At 73.6% G+C, this 16,252-nt stretch carries 15 protein-coding genes; 5 read left to right on the top strand and 10 right to left on the bottom strand.

The window, feature by feature from the left end; genetic code table 11:
* Window positions 1–534, top strand: a complete 534-nt coding sequence (locus ACIRQF_RS36975) for an alkyl hydroperoxide reductase (protein WP_376637810.1) — start codon at window positions 1–3, stop codon at window positions 532–534.
* 63 nt (window positions 535–597) lie between these two features.
* On the opposite strand, the gene ACIRQF_RS36970 is transcribed toward ACIRQF_RS36975, so the two are convergent.
* From ACIRQF_RS36970 to ACIRQF_RS36950, 5 genes are all read right to left on the bottom strand, one after another.
* Window positions 598–1,308: a hypothetical protein gene (locus tag ACIRQF_RS36970; RefSeq protein WP_404099256.1), complete on the bottom strand. Its 711-nt coding sequence runs from the start codon at window positions 1,306–1,308 to the stop codon at window positions 598–600.
* Window positions 1,305–2,819: an AI-2E family transporter gene (locus ACIRQF_RS36965; protein ID WP_404099254.1), complete on the bottom strand. Its 1,515-nt coding sequence runs from the start codon at window positions 2,817–2,819 to the stop codon at window positions 1,305–1,307. The genes ACIRQF_RS36970 and ACIRQF_RS36965 overlap by 4 nt, the downstream gene beginning before the upstream one ends.
* Before the next feature lie 130 nt (window positions 2,820–2,949).
* Window positions 2,950–3,645: a transglycosylase SLT domain-containing protein gene (locus tag ACIRQF_RS36960; protein WP_376637807.1), complete on the bottom strand. Its 696-nt coding sequence runs from the start codon at window positions 3,643–3,645 to the stop codon at window positions 2,950–2,952.
* Window positions 3,646–4,020: 375 nt separating this feature from the next.
* The gene (locus ACIRQF_RS36955) at window positions 4,021–5,343 is read right to left on the bottom strand and encodes a PhoH family protein (protein WP_389757836.1); all 1,323 of its coding nucleotides are present in this window, start codon (window positions 5,341–5,343) and stop codon (window positions 4,021–4,023) included.
* A gap of 513 nt (window positions 5,344–5,856) precedes the next feature.
* Window positions 5,857–6,618, bottom strand: coding sequence for an isoprenyl transferase (locus tag ACIRQF_RS36950; protein WP_376637805.1), 762 nt, complete (start codon window positions 6,616–6,618; stop codon window positions 5,857–5,859).
* Window positions 6,619–6,728: 110 nt separating this feature from the next.
* Here ACIRQF_RS36950 and mgrA point away from each other — a divergent pair, with 110 nt between their 5' ends.
* Window positions 6,729–7,766 carry an L-glyceraldehyde 3-phosphate reductase gene (gene mgrA, locus ACIRQF_RS36945; RefSeq protein ID WP_403528321.1) on the top strand — a complete coding sequence of 346 codons (1,038 nt, stop codon included), beginning with the start codon at window positions 6,729–6,731 and terminating at the stop codon, window positions 7,764–7,766.
* Between the two features lie 551 nt (window positions 7,767–8,317).
* On the top strand, window positions 8,318–9,475 hold the full coding sequence (locus tag ACIRQF_RS36940; protein ID WP_404099248.1) for a winged helix DNA-binding domain-containing protein: 1,158 nt from the start codon (window positions 8,318–8,320) through the stop codon (window positions 9,473–9,475).
* 10 nt (window positions 9,476–9,485) lie between these two features.
* Here ACIRQF_RS36940 and ACIRQF_RS36935 read toward each other — a convergent pair whose 3' ends face one another.
* Together ACIRQF_RS36935 and ACIRQF_RS36930 are read right to left on the bottom strand one after the other, a co-directional pair.
* Window positions 9,486–11,021, bottom strand: a complete 1,536-nt coding sequence (locus tag ACIRQF_RS36935; protein ID WP_404099245.1) for a DUF2079 domain-containing protein — start codon at window positions 11,019–11,021, stop codon at window positions 9,486–9,488.
* Between the two features lie 25 nt (window positions 11,022–11,046).
* Window positions 11,047–11,784: a prepilin peptidase gene (locus tag ACIRQF_RS36930; protein WP_382484141.1), complete on the bottom strand. Its 738-nt coding sequence runs from the start codon at window positions 11,782–11,784 to the stop codon at window positions 11,047–11,049.
* Between the two features lie 38 nt (window positions 11,785–11,822).
* Here ACIRQF_RS36930 and ACIRQF_RS36925 point away from each other — a divergent pair, with 38 nt between their 5' ends.
* A complete protein-coding gene (locus ACIRQF_RS36925; protein ID WP_404099242.1) occupies window positions 11,823–12,185 on the top strand; it encodes a DUF192 domain-containing protein in 363 nt (120 codons plus the stop codon).
* On the opposite strand, the gene ACIRQF_RS36920 is transcribed toward ACIRQF_RS36925, so the two are convergent.
* Together ACIRQF_RS36920 and ACIRQF_RS36915 are read right to left on the bottom strand one after the other, a co-directional pair.
* Window positions 12,157–13,302, bottom strand: a complete 1,146-nt coding sequence (locus tag ACIRQF_RS36920; RefSeq protein ID WP_404099239.1) for a hypothetical protein — start codon at window positions 13,300–13,302, stop codon at window positions 12,157–12,159. The genes ACIRQF_RS36925 and ACIRQF_RS36920 overlap by 29 nt on opposite strands.
* 11 nt (window positions 13,303–13,313) lie before the next feature.
* Window positions 13,314–13,682 (bottom strand): hypothetical protein, encoded by a 369-nt coding sequence (locus tag ACIRQF_RS36915; RefSeq protein ID WP_376637799.1) that lies wholly within the window; start codon window positions 13,680–13,682, stop codon window positions 13,314–13,316.
* 183 nt (window positions 13,683–13,865) lie between these two features.
* On the opposite strand from ACIRQF_RS36915, the gene ACIRQF_RS36910 reads away from it, so the two are divergent.
* Window positions 13,866–14,909: an endonuclease domain-containing protein gene (locus ACIRQF_RS36910; protein WP_404099236.1), complete on the top strand. Its 1,044-nt coding sequence runs from the start codon at window positions 13,866–13,868 to the stop codon at window positions 14,907–14,909.
* On the opposite strand, the gene ACIRQF_RS36905 is transcribed toward ACIRQF_RS36910, so the two are convergent.
* The gene (locus tag ACIRQF_RS36905; protein ID WP_404099233.1) at window positions 14,891–16,246 is read right to left on the bottom strand and encodes a hypothetical protein; all 1,356 of its coding nucleotides are present in this window, start codon (window positions 16,244–16,246) and stop codon (window positions 14,891–14,893) included. The genes ACIRQF_RS36910 and ACIRQF_RS36905 overlap by 19 nt on opposite strands.
* Between the last annotated feature and the right edge of the window lie 6 nt (window positions 16,247–16,252).

Here is a 16,252-nt window from a genome sequence, read left to right as displayed (position 1 = left end):
GTGGCGCTCGATGAGCTGAAGGCCGCCGTACCGGACTTCGCCAAGGACCTGAAGCTGAACCTCGGCTCGGTCATCGGCAACAGCGAGCTTCCGCAGCAGCAGCTGTGGGGCACGGTGCTGGCCTGCGCCATCGCCTCGCGCTCGCCGCGGGTCCTCAGGGAGCTGGAGCCCGAGGCCCAGGCGAACCTGAAGCCGGAGGCCTACCAGGCCGCCAAGTCGGCCGCCGCGATCATGGCGATGAACAACGTCTTCTACCGGACCCGGCACCTGCTGTCGGACCCCGAGTACGGGACGATGCGCGCCGGTCTGCGGATGAACGTCATCGGCAACCCGGGTGTCGAGAAGGTCGACTTCGAGCTGTGGTCGCTGGCCGTGTCCGCGATCAACGGCTGCGGCCAGTGCCTGGACTCGCACGAGCAGGTCCTGCGCAAGGCCGGCGTCGACCGCGAGACGATCCAGGAGGCCGTGAAGATCGCCTCGGTCATCCAGGCGGTCGGCGTCACGCTCGACGCCGAGGCCGTGCTGGCCGAGTAGGGCCGTCCGTACCACGCGAGGGGCCCCGGGGTGCGAACCCCGGGGCCCCTCGGGCGTTCCCGCTCACCGCTGGAGCGCCGCCATCAACTGCCGCATGTCCTCGACGAGATAGGTCTGCAGGGCGGCCGGGTCCAGGTCCGGGGACTCCACGTACCGGTTCCTCTTCTCGTCCCAGACCTCGGGCATGACGGTCAGCGAGATCTCGGCCTGCCCGTCCACGACCCGCACCCAGACGCCTCCGCCGCTGAGCTCGCCCACGTAGGCGTACTCGGCCAGTCCGCCGATCCGGTCGCCCAGCTCACTGATCTGCGGATCGGTCATCCGGGCCTCGAACTCGGGGCCCGGGTCGGTCACCCGGTGCAGGGCGTAGTCGACGCTCGCGCTGTAGCGTGCGCTCCCCTTCGCCAGGCTCACGCCGCACCCCCACTGGAAGAGAGCGGGCTCGTCCACCTTCAGCGGCTCGTTCATGGACGGTCCCTTGGGCCCGATCGCCGAGGTCAGCCCGTCGAACCGGCCCACCTGGCACGGGTCGCGGTCGGTGCGGTAGGCACCGAGGTCGGGGCCCCGGCTCTCGTACGCGTAGAGCCCGCCGGCCCAGAGGGCCGAGGCGAGGGCCGCGCCGCCGAGCGCCCACAGCCAGGGACGGCGGGCCCGCGGGGCCTCCGGCCGGCCACCGGGCGCGGGCTGCGGCCACGGCTGCGGCTCCACCCACACCTGGGGCCGCGGGGCGCCAGGGCCGTCCGGGCCACCGACCAGCTCGGGCTCGGAGATCACGCGGAGCCTCCCGGCACCCGGTCGGCCGAGCCGGGCGCCGGGGTCGGCGCCACTTCGTAGGCGGTCGCCCCGCGGGGTTCGGGGGCGGCGCGCAGGGCCTGCTCGGTGCTGTACGCGCGGAGGTAGCCGACCACCGTGTTGGCGACGGCGACCAGCGGGACGGCGACGACGGCGCCGCCGATCCCGGCGGTGAGACCGCCGGCCGCGACCGCGAGCACGACCGCGAGGGGGTGCACCCGTACGGCCCGGCCGAGGATGAACGGCTGCAGGACGTGGCCCTCGATCTGCTGCACGGCGAGCACGACCACGAGCACCATCAGGGCGGTGAACACCCCGTTGGTGACGAGCGCGACGACGCACGCGAGGGCGCCGGAGACGACGGCACCGACGAGCGGGATGAACGCGAAGAGGAAGATGAACACGGCGAGCGGCACGGCCATCGGCACTTCGAGGAAGTAGAGACCGAGGCCGATGAAGACGGCGTCGATGAGGGCGACGAGCACCGTGCCCCGGACGTACGCGGTCAGGGTCCGCCAGGCCCGGGGACCGGCGCCCGCGACGCCGGGCCGCGCCTGGGCGGGCACCAGCTTGAGCGTCCACTCCCAGACCTTCTTCCCGTCGTAGAGCAGGAAGAGGGTGGAGAACATCGCGAGCAGGATGCCGGTCATCGCCTCCACGACCACGGTCACGCCCTGGAGTCCGGCGGAGGTGATCTGCTCGGCGTTGGCGCCGATGGTGTCGCTGAGGTTCTTGGCGATGTCGTTGATCTGCTGCTCGGTGACATGGAAGGGGCTGTCGAGGAGCCAGTGCTTGAGCTCCTCGATGCCGTCCTTGACCCGGTCGGACAGGCTGTCGATGTTGTCCATCACCTGCCAGACCACGAACCACCCGACCAACCCCATGATCACGAAGCCGGAGACGGCGGTGACGGCGGTGGCGAGCCCGCGCGGCAGGCCCTTCCTGCGCAGCAGCGCGACGGTGGGCTGGAGCAGCGCGGTGATGAGGAGGGCGGCGACGAAGGCGAGGACGACCAGCTGCACGGAGCTGATCACCTTCATCAGCACCCAGACGGTGCCGGCGAGGACGAGCAGGCGCCAGCCGGCCTCGGCGGCGACCCGCATGCCCCAGGGGATCGCGGCCACCGGGTCCGGGCGGGCGGCGACGGCGGGCGCGTAGGCGGGCGGTGCGGGCACCGAGGCGGCGGGCACCGGAGGTTCGGGGGCGGCCTCGGGGACGGACGGTCCGGGTTCGGGAACCGTGGCGCCGGACTCGGCCTCGGCCTGGACCGGCGCGGCGACCGGGGGCGGGCCGGCGGCGGCCGAGGCGGCAGCGGTGTCCGGGGTGGCCTGTGCGGCCGAGGCGGTCGCGAGGGCGGGCACGGGTCCCGGGCCGGCGTACGGCGCTTCCGCGGGGGCGTCGCGCTCGGCCTCCGCCCGCCGCTCGTCAAGGCGTTCGCCCATGCGGCTCAGGCCGTCGCCCACGCGGCGCAGCCATCCTGGCAGTCTCGACATGCTCTTCCCTCTCCCCCCTCGGCTCCCCGAACCTACACCCCTGCACGGGCGAAGCCCCTCACCGAAGGACGGTGAGGGGCTTCGCCGGGTTGAGCGGGGGCCGGTACGGATCACTACCGGGCGCCGTCTCCTAGTACCAGTGGTTCGCCTGCCAGAACGACCAGGCGCCACAGGGGCTGCCGTAACGGCCGTTCATGTAGTTGAGGCCCCACTTGATCTGGGTGGCGGGGTTCGTCCGCCAGTCCGCGCCGGCCGAGGACATCTTCGAACCGGGGAGGGCCTGGACGAGACCGTACGCACCCGAGGAGGCGTTGGTCGCGGTGTAGTTCCAGCCGGACTCGTGGTTCACGATGTTGCTGAAGCACTGGAACTGGTCACCCGGGATCATCTGGCGGGCGATCGCCTTGACGTCCGAGATGCTGTACGAACCCTGGGCGGCGAAGCTCGACGCGTCACGGAGGGCGGACCGGCTGGCGCGCTCGGCCTCGGCCTCCTTGCGCTCCTTCTCCGCCTTGTCGGCCGCTTCCTTCTTGGACTCGGCGTCCTTGGCGGCCTGGATGCGGGCGGCTTCCTCGGCGGACTTGCGCGCGACGGAGTCCGCGGCGGCAGCCTGGGCGTCGGCCTGCTCCGCGAGGGTGGAGACCTGTACCTGGGCCTGCTCGCCCGCGGGGATGTCCGCGAGCAGCGTGGTGTCGGCCGCGGTGGCCTCGAAGTTGTCGTCAGCGGCCTGGGCTGCGTTGCCCGAGGCGACTCCGACGACGGCGCCGACAGTGGTGACCGCAGTGGCCGAAGCCACCGCGAATCCCCGGACCGAGATCCGGCTCACACGGTTTCCTTCCAGCATCGCCCGCACAGGGTGACCAAGCGGGCGAAAATCGTGCCCCTGACGCTGGTCTCCGACTACTGGGTCACAGAAGACACGGGCCCGTGGTGCTGTGGGCGGCATACGGCGAACGGCTGTTGAGTTGTGTGGTGCTACACCCCTGAGGGTGCACGTGTGCCGTATGCGGGGCCTGACGGAAGCAAGACTTTGCCGGACGGCGACACCGCAAGGCAATTCCGTGCTGCGTGTGAAAGCTCACACCTGGCTGGACGCACGGGATTTGACGGATAAGGGAGACAGCGCGACGCCGCCCGGCTAAGCTCTCGCGCTTTGCCGGGCGGCGCCAACTGCGGTGCGAATCACCTCATTCGGGACAGATCACATCTGACCGTCCTCGAGCATCTCGGTCACGAGCGCGGCGATCTGCGAACGCTCGGAGCGCGTCAGCGTGACGTGCGCGAAGAGCGGATGCCCCTTCAGCTTCTCGACCACGGCGACGACTCCGTCGTACCGGCCCACCCTCAGGTTGTCGCGCTGGGCGACGTCATGGGTCAGGACCACCCGGGAATTCGCCCCGATACGGGACAGAACGGTCAGCAGTACGTTCCGCTCCAGGGACTGGGCCTCGTCCACGATGACGAACGCGTCGTGCAGCGAGCGGCCCCGGATGTGAGTGAGCGGCAGGACCTCCAGCATCCCGCGGCCGAGCACCTCCTCGATCACCTCGCGGCCCGCCACCGCCGAGAGCGTGTCGAAGACCGCCTGCGCCCAGGGGCTCATCTTCTCGGCCTCGGTGCCCGGCAGATAGCCGAGCTCCTGCCCGCCCACCGCGTACAGCGGACGGAAGACCATCACCTTCTGGTGCTGACGGCGCTCCAGGACCGCCTCCAGGCCCGCGCAGAGCGCGAGCGCGGACTTGCCGGTGCCGGCCCGGCCGCCCATGGAGACGATGCCCACGTCCGGGTCGAGCAGCAGGTCGAGCGCGATTCGCTGCTCGGCGCTGCGGCCGCGGATGCCGAAGGCCTCCCGGTCGCCGCGCACCAGGCGCACACTGCCCTCGGCCGTGACCCGGCCCAGCGCCTTGCCCCGCTCGGACTGGAGCACGAGCCCGGTGTGCACCGGCAGCTCGGCCGCCTCCGGTACGTACAGGGTCTCCTGGTCGTAGAGCAGGTCGACCTGGTCCGCGGCGAGCGCGACCTCGGACATCCCGGTCCAGCCGGAGTCCGTGATGGCGAGTTCCGCCCGGTACTCCTCGGCGAGGAGGCCGACCGAGGACGCCTTGATCCGCAGCGGCAGGTCCTTGGAGACGACGGTGACGTCGTACCCCTCCGCCTGCAGGTTGCGGGCGACCGCGAGGATGCGGGAGTCGTTGTCCCCGAGCCGGTAGCCGGCCGGAAGGACCCCGGGGTCCGAGTGGTTGAGCTCGACACGCAGGGTGCCGCCCAGATCCCCGATGGGGAGCGGGGAGTCGAGGCGCCCGTACCGGACCCGGAAGTCGTCGAGCAGGCGCAGGGCCTGCCGGGCGAAGTAGCCGAGTTCGGGGTGGTGCCTCTTGGCCTCCAGCTCGGTCACCACGACGATGGGGAGCACGACCTCGTGCTCCTCGAAGCGGGACATCGCGCTGGGGTCGGCCAGCAGGACGCTGGTGTCGAGAACATAGGTGCGCCTGTCGGACAAGCGGCGCTTAGTGCTGGTCACCACGGAAGGACAGACCCCCTTCGAGGACCCCTGTGAGGTCGGGGTTGCGACGGAACCGCTTCGGCGGAAGGGCCACTGGCCGAAAAGCTGCCGGCGGAGCGGTGGTCGCGGCGGAATGGGACCGGGCTCAGGCCACGATGCGCGGGCCGAGCGCCGGCCCTCCGCTTCGCCCGTACATGTCCTGCACGGTCGTCCTGGTGCAAAGGGCCTCCCGGGTGGCGGTCTCCGTGCCGCTCACTTCACCAGGGATATGCCCTCCCGCACGCGCCGTCATGCCATGGCATATGACGGCGTGTTCGTGAACAGGGGGTGACGGAAGGTGCCGATGCCTTCCCGTGGGTGTCGCGGGGGTCCCGTGCGAGGGTCACGGTGTCCGGTGCGGTCCTCGGCGCGCCGGACGAAGGCCCACGTGACGGATCCGCTCGGGTCTTCGGGGGGGGCGAGGGTGCGTGCCGGGGGCCGCGCGGGACCCTCGCCGCACCCCAGGGGGCGTCAGTTGCCGGACCGGTTGCCGGATCAGTTGCCGAAACGGCGGTGCCGGGCCGCGTAGTCACGCAGCGCCCGCAGGAAGTCGACCTTGCGGAAGGCCGGCCAGTGGACCTCGCAGAAGTAGTACTCCGAGTGCGCGCTCTGCCACAGCATGAAACCGGACAGGCGCTGCTCGCCGCTGGTGCGGATCACCAGGTCCGGGTCGGGCTGGCCGCGCGTGTAGAGGTGCTCCGCGATGTGGTCGATGTCGACGATCTCCGCCAGCTCCTCGAAGCTGGTGCCGCGCTCCGCGTGCTCCAGGAGCAGCGAGCGGACCGCGTCCGCGATCTCCTGCCGGCCGCCGTAGCCCACCGCGACGTTCACGAGTATGCCCGTGTTGTCCAGGGTGGCCTGCTCGGCCTCCTTGAGGACGGACTGGGTGCGCGCCGGCAGCAGGTCGAGGGTGCCCACGTGGTGCACCCGCCAGCGGCCGTCGGCGGCGAGCGCCCGCACGGCGCCCTCGATGATCCCGAGCAGCGGGAGGAGCTGGTCCTCGGGACGGTTCAGGTTGTCGGTGGAGAGCATCCAGAGCGTGACGACCTCGACGTCGGTCTCGGCGCACCAGCCGAGCAGCTCCTGGATCTTGTCCGCGCCGGCCTTGTGCCCCTGCTCGGGGGTGCCGCCGGAGGCCTTGGCCCAGCGCCGGTTGCCGTCGAGGATGACGCCGATGTGCTTGGGCACCTGGGCGTGGTCGAGTCGGCCTTCCACCCGGCGTGCGTAGAGCCCGTACACCAGGTCGCGCAGGTTCACTGTTCTTTACCCCTCCATGCAGTGTCGGCCCCCGAAGCCGCCACATTACTGCGGACGGGTAACCGGCTCCCAGCCCGGGACTGTCACAAGTCCGTGATAAGCAGAGATACGTGACTGATTCCCCCCTGTACCGCGCCGCCGCGGACCGTTACGAAGCCATGGAGTACCGGCGCACCGGCCGCAGCGGACTCAAGCTCCCCGCGATCTCGCTGGGCCTGTGGCACAACTTCGGCGACGACCGTGCCCTCGAATCGCAGCGCGCGATCCTGCGCCGCGCCTTCGACCTGGGCGTGACCCACTTCGACCTGGCGAACAACTACGGCCCGCCGCCCGGCTCCGCCGAGCTGAACTTCGGCAAGCTCTTCGCCCAGGACTTCGCCCCGTACCGGGACGAGCTGATCGTCTCGACCAAGGCCGGCTATCTGATGCACCCCGGGCCGTACGGCGAGTGGGGTTCGCGCAAGTACCTGATGTCGTCGCTCGACGCCTCCCTGAAGCGGATGGGCCTCGACCACGTCGACATCTTCTACTCGCACCGCTTCGACCCGCACACCCCGCTGGAGGAGACGATGGGGGCGCTCGCCTCCGCCGTCCAGCAGGGCAAGGCGCTGTACGTGGGCGTCTCCTCGTACACCAGCGAGCAGACCGCCGAGGCCGCGCGGATCCTCAAGGAGATGGGCGTTCCGCCGCTCATCCACCAGCCCTCTTACTCCATGATCAACAGGTGGACGGAGGAGGACAACCTCCTCGACACCCTGGAGGCGGCCGGCATGGGCTGCATCTCCTTCGTGCCGCTGGCGCAGGGGCTGCTCACCAACAAGTACCTGAAGGGCATCCCCGAGGGCTCCCGGGCCACCCAGGGCAAGTCCCTCGACCCTGACCTGCTCTCCGACGAGGTGCTGCGGCGACTGCGCGGCCTGGCGGACATCGCCGAGCGGCGCGGGCAGTCCCTCGCCCAGCTCGCCCTGCGGTGGGTGCTGCGCGACGAGCGCATGACCTCGGCCCTGATCGGCGCGTCGAGCGTCGCGCAGCTGGAGGAGAACGTGGCGGCGCTCGCCGCGGCCCCGCTCACCGACGAGGAGCTGAAGGACATCGACTCCTTCGCCGTCGACACCGAGGGCACCAACATCTGGGCCGGCCGGGGCTGACGCGCCGCGGGCGGCCCGGTGACCGCGCGGGGACGGGAATGGGGGCCCGCCCTTCGCCGTGAGCCGGGTCCGCCCGTTGCCGTGAGCCCGTCGGCCCGTTGCCGTGAGCCAGGTCCGGCCTTCGCCGTGAGCAGGTCCGGCCTTCGCCGTGAGCAGGTCCGGCCTTCGCCGTGACCGGGTCCGGCCGGGGCCGTGAACGGAGGCCGCCCGGGGCCGTGGACCGGCAATGCCCGGAGCGGGAAAGAAAACGGGCCGGTCCGTGGGGGGGATACGGACCGGCCCGAGGGGGGGTTTCCACCATAACCCTTCATTAGTCGTCCTGCGTGCCAAGTGCGCCGAACGAGGGCCGTCGGATTCGCCGGAGGCCAAGCGGCACAAGGGCTCCAAGGCCCTGTGGCGGGTTTGTGCCCGGGCGTGGCGGCGGAATCGGTACCTCCGACGGGGGACCCCTCCGTCAGGTCGCCGGGTTGACGCGGCGAGGGGGCGAGGCGCGGGTCGGCACAGGACCGAAGCGGACCGGATCTGACCTACACGGCCCCTACCGTCGCCCCATGACGACCTCCACTCCCCCGCACGTCACCTGGGCGCAGGCCGACGCCCGGCGGATGCGCCGCCAGTTCCTCGACGAGCCCGCGCAGGCGCGGCCGGCCGCGGTGGCCGCCGCGATGCTCGGCGCGCACGCCCAGGTCCTGTCGGCGGCCGAGCTGTCCGTGGCACTCCGCACGACGGAGGGGACGCGATCCGACGTACGGGCCGCGCTGTGGCAGGACCGCGCGCTGACGAAGACGTACGGGCCGCGCGGCACCGTGCACCTGCTGCCGTCCGCCGACCTGCCGATGTGGACGGGCGCGCTGTCCGCGATCCCGGCCGGGGCGAGCGGGCAGCCGCCGCACGTGCGCATGACGTCCGCGCAGACGGACGAGGTCCTGGCGGCGATCGCCGACGCGCTGACCGGCACCGAGCTCACCGTGGACGAACTGACCGACGCGATCGTGGCGCGCACCGGCCCCTGGGCGGGCGACCGCGTGATGGACGCCTTCCAGGACAAGTGGCCCCGCTGGCGCCAGATCACCCATCTGGCCGCGCACCGCGGGGTGCTGGCCTTCGGCCGCGACCGGGGCCGGAAGGTCACGTACACGAACCCCGGGGTGCGGCCCCAGGCCGGACCCCGGGCGCTCGGCGAGCTGGTGGACCGCTATCTGCGCGCCTACGGCCCCGCGACCCCGGCGCACTTCGCGAAGTGGCTGGCGGCGCCGGCGGGCTGGGCGACGGAGCTGTTCGCCTCCCTGGCCGGGGCCGGGCGGGTCGAGGAGGTGTCCTTCGACGGGGCGGTGGCCTGGGTCGCCGCCGGTGACACGGACTTCCCCGACGAGCGGCCCGGGCGCGGGGTGCGGCTGCTGCCGTACTTCGACGCTTTCGGGATCGCCTCCCAGCCGCGGCCCCGGCTGTTCGCGGGCCGGGCCGCCGAGCGGGCGCTGGCGGGCGGCCAGGCCGGGAACTTCCCGGTGCTGCTCGTCGACGGCACGGTCGAGGGGGTGTGGCACCAGCGCCGTTCCGGGAGGCGGATCGCGGTGACCGTCGAGCCGTTGCGCACCCTGGCGCCGGCCAGGCTCCGGGAGCTGGAGGCGCAGGCCGAGCGGGTGGCCGCGGTCCTGGAGGGCCGGGCCGAGCTGACGGTCGGTCCGGTGGCGGTCGGGCCGCACGCCTGACGCGGACGCCTCAGCGGGCGGCGCGGCGCAGCAGGGTGATCCCGTCGCGGCGGGCGACCAGCGTGTAGCCGTACTTCCCGACGGCCGCCGTCAGCTCCGCCTGCTGCTGCTCCAGGGGGTAGGGCCAGTGGCCCGGCCGGTACGGCCAGGACTCGGGGGCCTCGGAGTCGTGCACGATCCATTCGGCGGTGGGCCGCGGCAGGCCGGCGCGCTGGTGCTCGTAGAGCCGGCCCTCGACCGGGAAGGTGGGGAAGACGACGACCGTGCAGCGCGAAGTCAGCTGGGGGACGAGCCGGTTGGAGGCGGCGACGGTCGCGCCGTCGGGGATCCTCGCGAGCAGCGCCCGGGCGGCGTCCAGGTGCGGGGTGGTGTGCCAGGTGGCCCGCTGGGCGAGCTGTGCCAGCGGGAAGGAGGGGAGCAGGACGACGGTGACCGCGAGGACGGTGGCGAGGGCGGCGCGCACGTTGCGGGGGTTGGTCTCGCGGCCGAGGACGTCGAGGAGACCGGCGAACACCACCGGCATGAGGATCGCGCTGTAGTGGAAGGCCGTCCCCCAGTGGAAGGCGTTCTCGGAGGCCATCCGCCAGGCGAGGGTGGGTAGCGCGATCAGGGCGAGCGGGGAGCGCAGGGCGAGCAGCGCGGACGGGGCGAGGACGAGGATCAGGGTCGTCGCCTTGGTGTCGGGGCGGAGCAGGTCGAGCGGGGCGTGCGCGAGCGCGTCGAGCAGGGAGCCGTGGGCGACGGCGAGCTGGCCGCCGTGGGCGTAGCCGCCGGTGGGGCCGAAGGCGGGGATCAGGACCTTGATCTCCAGGAAGGAGCCCAGGAGGCCGGCGGCCGAGGTGACGAGCCCGAGGGTGCGGGCCCGCTTGTCGGTACGTCCCCCGCTGTCGGTGCGTCCCTTGAAGGCGATGTACGCGCCGACGGCGGCGAGGGTGAGCCCCAGGTCCTCCTTGACGAGGAGGAGCGGCGCGGCCCAGGCGACGGCGGTCCGCCAGCGGCGCCGTCCGAGCGCTTCGAGGGAGAAGGCGAGCAGGGGGACGGCGAGCGCGATCTCGTGGAAGTCGAAGGCGGCGGCGGAGGCGATGCCCCAGCTGAGCCCGTATCCGACGGCGACGACGTGCGCGCCGCGCGGGCCGATGGCGCGGCGCGCCCAGCGGACCAGCGGGACGGCGCCCAGCGCGAGGAGGGCGGACTGAGCGACGAGCAGGGTGAGGGGGGAGGGCCAGAGCCGGTAGAGGGGGGCGAGGGTGGCGAGCAGGGGGTGGAAGTGGTCGCCGAGGAGGTTGAAGTCCTCGCCGCGCAGCGGGGCGACGGGCGCCCGGAGCTCGGCGTAGGCGCGGACGGCCTGCTCGAAGATGCCGAGGTCGTATCCGGTGGTGCGGAGGAGGAGATGGCGGCGCACGGCGACGGTGGCGTACAGCAGGCAGAAGGCGGCGGCCCAGGCCCAGGGGACGAGGGAGGGACGTCGGTACCAGGGGGTGGCGGGTGTGTCCGGGAGCGCCGCCTCCCGTTCACTCGGTGACGCTTTCTGATCAATTGTCCGCATATGGCGTGATGCTAGGGCCGCCCGTTCAGGGGACGGCGGTGAACGCGCCGAGCAGCAGCCCGAGCAGGGCACCGACGATCATGAAGGGCCCGAAGGGGATCGCCGTGCCGCGGCGCGCGCGGCGGGTGAGGAGCAGCCCGAGCCCGTACAGCGCGCCGAACAGGAAGCCGGCGAACGCCCCGAGGAACAGCACGCCCCAGCCGTACCAGCCGAGCGCCGCGCCGAGCGGGACCGCGAGCTTCACGTCGCCGAAGCCCATCCCGTTCGGGTGGAGCAGGAACAGGCCCAGATAGCCGCCGCCCAACGCGGCCGCCCCGAGCAGGGAGTGGATCCAGGACCCCGCCGCGTAGGGCAGGCTCGCGGCGACCGCGAGCAGCAGCGGCAGTGCGGCGGCGAGCGGCAGGGTCAGCCCGTCGGGCAGCCGGTGCACCCGCACGTCGACGCAGGCGAGGAGCGTGCCGAAGGGCGCGGCCAGCAGCCACACGAGCAGTTCGGGCCGGGGCCCGCCGGTGGCCGCGGCGAGCGCGGCGCAGGCGAGCGCGGTCACCAGCGGCGCCGTCAGCGGCGCGGAGCTCGTCGCACACCCGGCCCGCCCCGGACCGCCGAGCCAGCCCCGGCCGGGGCCGGCGAACGGATGCCCCGCGGGACAGGCGGCCCGCCACGGCTCCTCGGGGCTGACGGACAGCCGGTACGCGGCACGGGGGACGAGCAGGCCGGCCGCCGCTCCCCACAGGGCGGCGGCGGTGACGAGAATCGGCAACAGGGCGTCCACGGCCCGACCCTAGGGCTAGCGTCTCCCCCATGGGGAGGACTTGGCGAGACGGAACGGGCCTGCTGAAGACCCCCGGCGGGGCGGTGCCGCTCGAGATCGCGGCCTCCTACCGGGCGCGGCGGCGGGGGCTGCTCGGCCGGGACGGGATCGAGGGCGCGCTGCTCATCACCCCGACGAACAGCATCCACACCTTCGGCATGCGCTTCGCCGTCGACGTCGCCTACCTGGACCGCTCGTGGACCGTCCTGGACGTCGTCACCATGCCGCCGGGCCGCCTCGGCATGATCCGGCTCCGCGGCCGGCACGTCCTGGAGGCGGCGGGCGGCGCGATGGCGGACTGGGGGCTGCGGCGCGGCATCTCCGTCACGGTGGACCCGATCCGAGCAGGGTGAAGGCCCCGTAGGCGGCGGACGCGAGCGCGAGGGCCGCGAGCACGGGGACGGCCGTACGGGCCCGGAGCCGGGCCAGCGTCAGCGCCGGCGGCAGCAGCAGGGCGAAGGCGGGCATCATCAGGCGCGGCCGGGACCCGAAGTAGGCGGCGCCGACGAGCGAGATCACGACCACGGCCACCGTGTAGACGAGCAGCGGGAGCGGCTGCCGCTGGCGCACGCACAGCGCCACCAGCCCGCCGAGCAGCCCGAGCGCGGCGCTCAGCCCGAGCGCGGCCGGCCACGGCAGGCCCACGACGAAGCGGGCGAGGGCCGCACCGCCGTCGATGGAGTTGCCCCACGCGGCCTGGACCTCGAAGTAGGCGGTGGCGCTGCCCTGACGCAGACCGACGTAGGCGATGTACGCGAGCCAGCCGAGCGGCGCGAGGAGCGCGCCGGCGACGACGGGGGCGCGCAGCCTCCGCTCGCGTACGACGGTGACCAGGGCGGTGATCCCGATCGCGGCGATCAGCGCGGCGGCGGTCGGCCGGGTGAGACCGGCGAGCGCGCACAGGGTGCCCGCCAGGATCCAGCGTCCGCGCAGCACCGCGAGGACCGACCAGGCGGCGAGGGCCGTGAACAGGGTCTCCGTGTACGCCATCGACTGCACGAACGCCGTCGGGTACACCCCCCACAGGACCGCGAGCACCACGCCGACCCGCGGCCGGCCCGTCACGTGCGTGCCGACCGCGTGGATCCCCCACGCGGCGGCGAGCGAGGCGGCCCAGGAGACGAGCAGCCCGGCGGTCGCGGCGTCGACCGGCAGGACCGCGGACAGGCCGCGTTCGAGGGCCGGGAACAGCGGGAAGAAGGCCAGGTCCGCGTGGACGCCGCCGTCGGGCAGGGTGACCTCGTGGCCGTAGCCGTGCTCGGCGATCCGCGTGTACCAGACCGCGTCCCAGCGCCCCATGAGCCGGTGCAGCCCGTCCTTGCCGGTGGCCGCCGCGGCGGCGGCGAGCACGACGAGGCCGAGGACACGGGTGGCCGCGTAGCCGCCGAGGGCGGCCCAGGGCGGGGCGGCCGGCGGCGGGGCGGCCCGGGTGGGGACGGCCTCTGGCGGAGCGAGGGTGGTGCGGGACATGCGGTCGATTATCAGCCGCCCGGTCGGATGCGCAGGAATCTGGCCGCCAGGACCGGGCCCAGCTGACCCACGATCTCGTACCCGGGCTCGTGCGGGCCGGGCAGGTCATTGAGGAAGGAGGTGACGATCACCTCGTCGACGCCCAGGACGCCCCGGCGGCTCTGCTCCTCCAGGAAGTCGAGGGTGCACCGCCAGTCGACGCCGTTCCCGTCCTCGCCGAGGAAGGAGCCGACGGTCCCCTGCACGACGTTCCAGAAGAAGACGTGCGGCAGGACACCGCCCTGGTGGAAGACGTGCGTGTCGTACGCGTCACGGAACGCGGGAACACGGGCGACGAGATCGCTGACGAGCTGGACGCTGCTCGGGGCCGTGGTCGTCATGGGCTGCCCACTCCGAAGCACTCTGCACTTGTGCCTCGTCGAGAGGCCTGGAGACCAGGATGCTCCTCCTGAAGTGCCCCGTCCCGTCGCTTTTGCGCTTTCCTGACGACGTCTTATGCCGGGTTTTCCCCGGGTTTTCCACAGGGGATGCGAAGTGTCCCCCGTCCGTGGATCGTTGCGCGTATGTACGAGTTGACGAGACTCGCCAGGGGCGGGGTGCTGCTCACCGCGTGGGCGCTCGCCGCGGGTTGGCCGCGCGGACGGCTGGGCCGGCGGCTGCAGGGGGACGGCTGGCAGCGGATCTGCCGGGGCGCGTGGGCGGTCCCGGGAAAGGAGGTGGACTGGCGGGTGCGGGCCAGGGCGCTCCAGCTGCTCCGCCCGGACCTCGTGTGCAGCCACGGCACGGCGGCGGCGCTGCACCGCATCGAACTGCTCACGGAGCACGGGACCGACGGCCCCGGGGGCGGGCCGGAGGACGGACCGGGGAACGGGGAGGTCCTCGAGTTCACGTCCCACGCGGCGGTCGGACCCCGTGCGCCTCACCAGCGCCGGCCCGCCCCTGGCCGGATATCGCCGCACGTGCGGACCCGGGTCCGGACGACGTCGGTGCTGGCCGACCGGGACTGCTCGCTGCGGCACGGGCTGCGGGTGACGAACCCGGCGCGGACGGCCGGCGACCTGATACGGACGGCCGGCAGCCGGGAGGCCGCCGTGGTCGTGGCGGACTCGGCGCTCTCCCGGCGCCTCGTCGGCGGCCTGCGGCGCGGCCCGCTCGTCCGGTCCGAGGAGCTGGCGGCCGAACTCGCCGTGCCCCGCCGCGCGGGCGGCCCGGCCGCGCGCCGCTGGCTGCCGCTCGCCGTCCCGGGCTCGGGCTCGCCCGCCGAGACGGTCGCACGGCTGCGGATGCGGGACGCGGACCTGCACCCGGAGGTCCAGCCGACCCTGCGCACCCGGGCGGGCCGCCCGCTCCACCCCGACTTCCTCTTCCGCGCCGCCGGACTGGTCGTCGAGATCGAGGGCTTCGCGTACCACGGGACCCGCGAGGCCCACGCTCGCGACGTCCACCGGTTCAACGAGCTCCAGAGCTGCCCGGGCGTCCGTCGCGTGCTGCGCTTCACGGCCCGCGAGGTCTTCGCCCGCCCGGACCGTATGACGGCCACGATCCGGGCGGCGCTGGCCGACTGCTCCGGTCCGGACCCGGCCGGTCCTCACGCCCCGCGGGCGTGACGCCCGCGCGGCCGGGACCGGGCGCGGGAACGGGAACCGGAGAGCCGGGTGGCGAGAAGGGGCCAGGCGGCGAGGGACGCGACGAGGACGGTGCCGGTGGAGATGCCCGCGATGCCCACGGCGCGCAGCACGGGATCCGGGCCGGGGGCGGCGGCGTCACCGCGGGCGGAACGGGAGCCGGGACCGGATCCGGAGGCGGAATCGGATCCGGAGACGGGCCCGGATCCGCGGGCAGGACCGGCATCCTCCTGCCCGGCCCAGGCGGCGGACACCGAGGGCAGGGCCAGGTCGAGGGCGAGGGGAACGGCCGTCGGCGCCTGTCGGTCGAGGCTGACCTGAAGGTAGTAGCTTCCCGCGAAGCGCATCGCGCTGACGGCGTCCGTCGCGCCCTCGCTGCGGTTGGCGTACGCGGCGGGGGCGGTGGCGAGCAAAAGCGTGGCGGGGTCACCGGTGTACAGGCCCTTGCGCTCGTCGACGGCGCCGCGCGCCGGGTTGTACAGCGCGAGTCGCAGGCCGTCCGGGAGCGCCGAACGCCCGGGCGGGGCGGTCGCGTTGCCGAACCGCGCACGGGCGAAGAGCTGCTGCCCCCAGGCAACGGGTACCCGGTAGAACCGGCTCTCCCCCGGCTGCAGCTCGTCCCGCCAGGTCCCCGCGCCGGCCAGCGGCGCGGCGTCGTTGAAGCCGGTGCCGCCGTGCGCCGCCCGGCCGGATCCGGCGGACCCCTCGCCGAACGAGGCCGGCGGTTCGGTGCTCCAGACGGTCGGGGCGGGCGGTGGCCCGTCGCCGGGGCCGGGCGCGGGCTCCACCACGTAGCCGAGTTCCAGGTCCCAGCGCCAGGGCCCCCGCCGCCCGTCGTCACCGCCCCTGCCCACGCCCTCGACGACGAGGTCGTACTCCCCCGCCTCCTGGCAGTCCCGGCCCGCTTCCAGGCGCCGGCTGACGTAGTCGGCGACGGGGCGGGGGGTGTCGCCGTAGAGACGTATGTCGGTGCGCATGCCGCACAGCAGGCCGGAGGCGGTGCGCAGCGACAGCGAGACACCGTCCACGACGTCGACGGCGGAGCCGGGCGCCGGGGCGAGGACGGCGGAGAGGAAGACGTTCGAGGAACCGTCGAGGCGCACCCGGTACGTGCGGGTCTCCCCGCGCGCGATGCTGTCGGTGTACGTACCGGGGCCCGGCAGCACCGCACCCGCCCGGACCGGCCGGGCGTCCGGCGCACTGCGGTACCCCGCCGGCCGAGGGGGCGCGGTGGGAGTGGCGGGGGCGGCGGGGGCGGCGGGGGCGGCAGGCGTGCCGAGGACCCCGAGGACGAGCGCGGCGACCGTGACCCTGCGCATCGCCCC

The sequence above is a fragment of the Streptomyces sp. NPDC101191 genome (assembly GCF_044767915.1).
Classification (GTDB): Bacteria; Actinomycetota; Actinomycetes; order Streptomycetales; family Streptomycetaceae; genus Streptomyces.
Note: the sequence above shows the minus strand (reverse complement) of the source record. Positions and strands in the feature narration are given on the sequence as shown.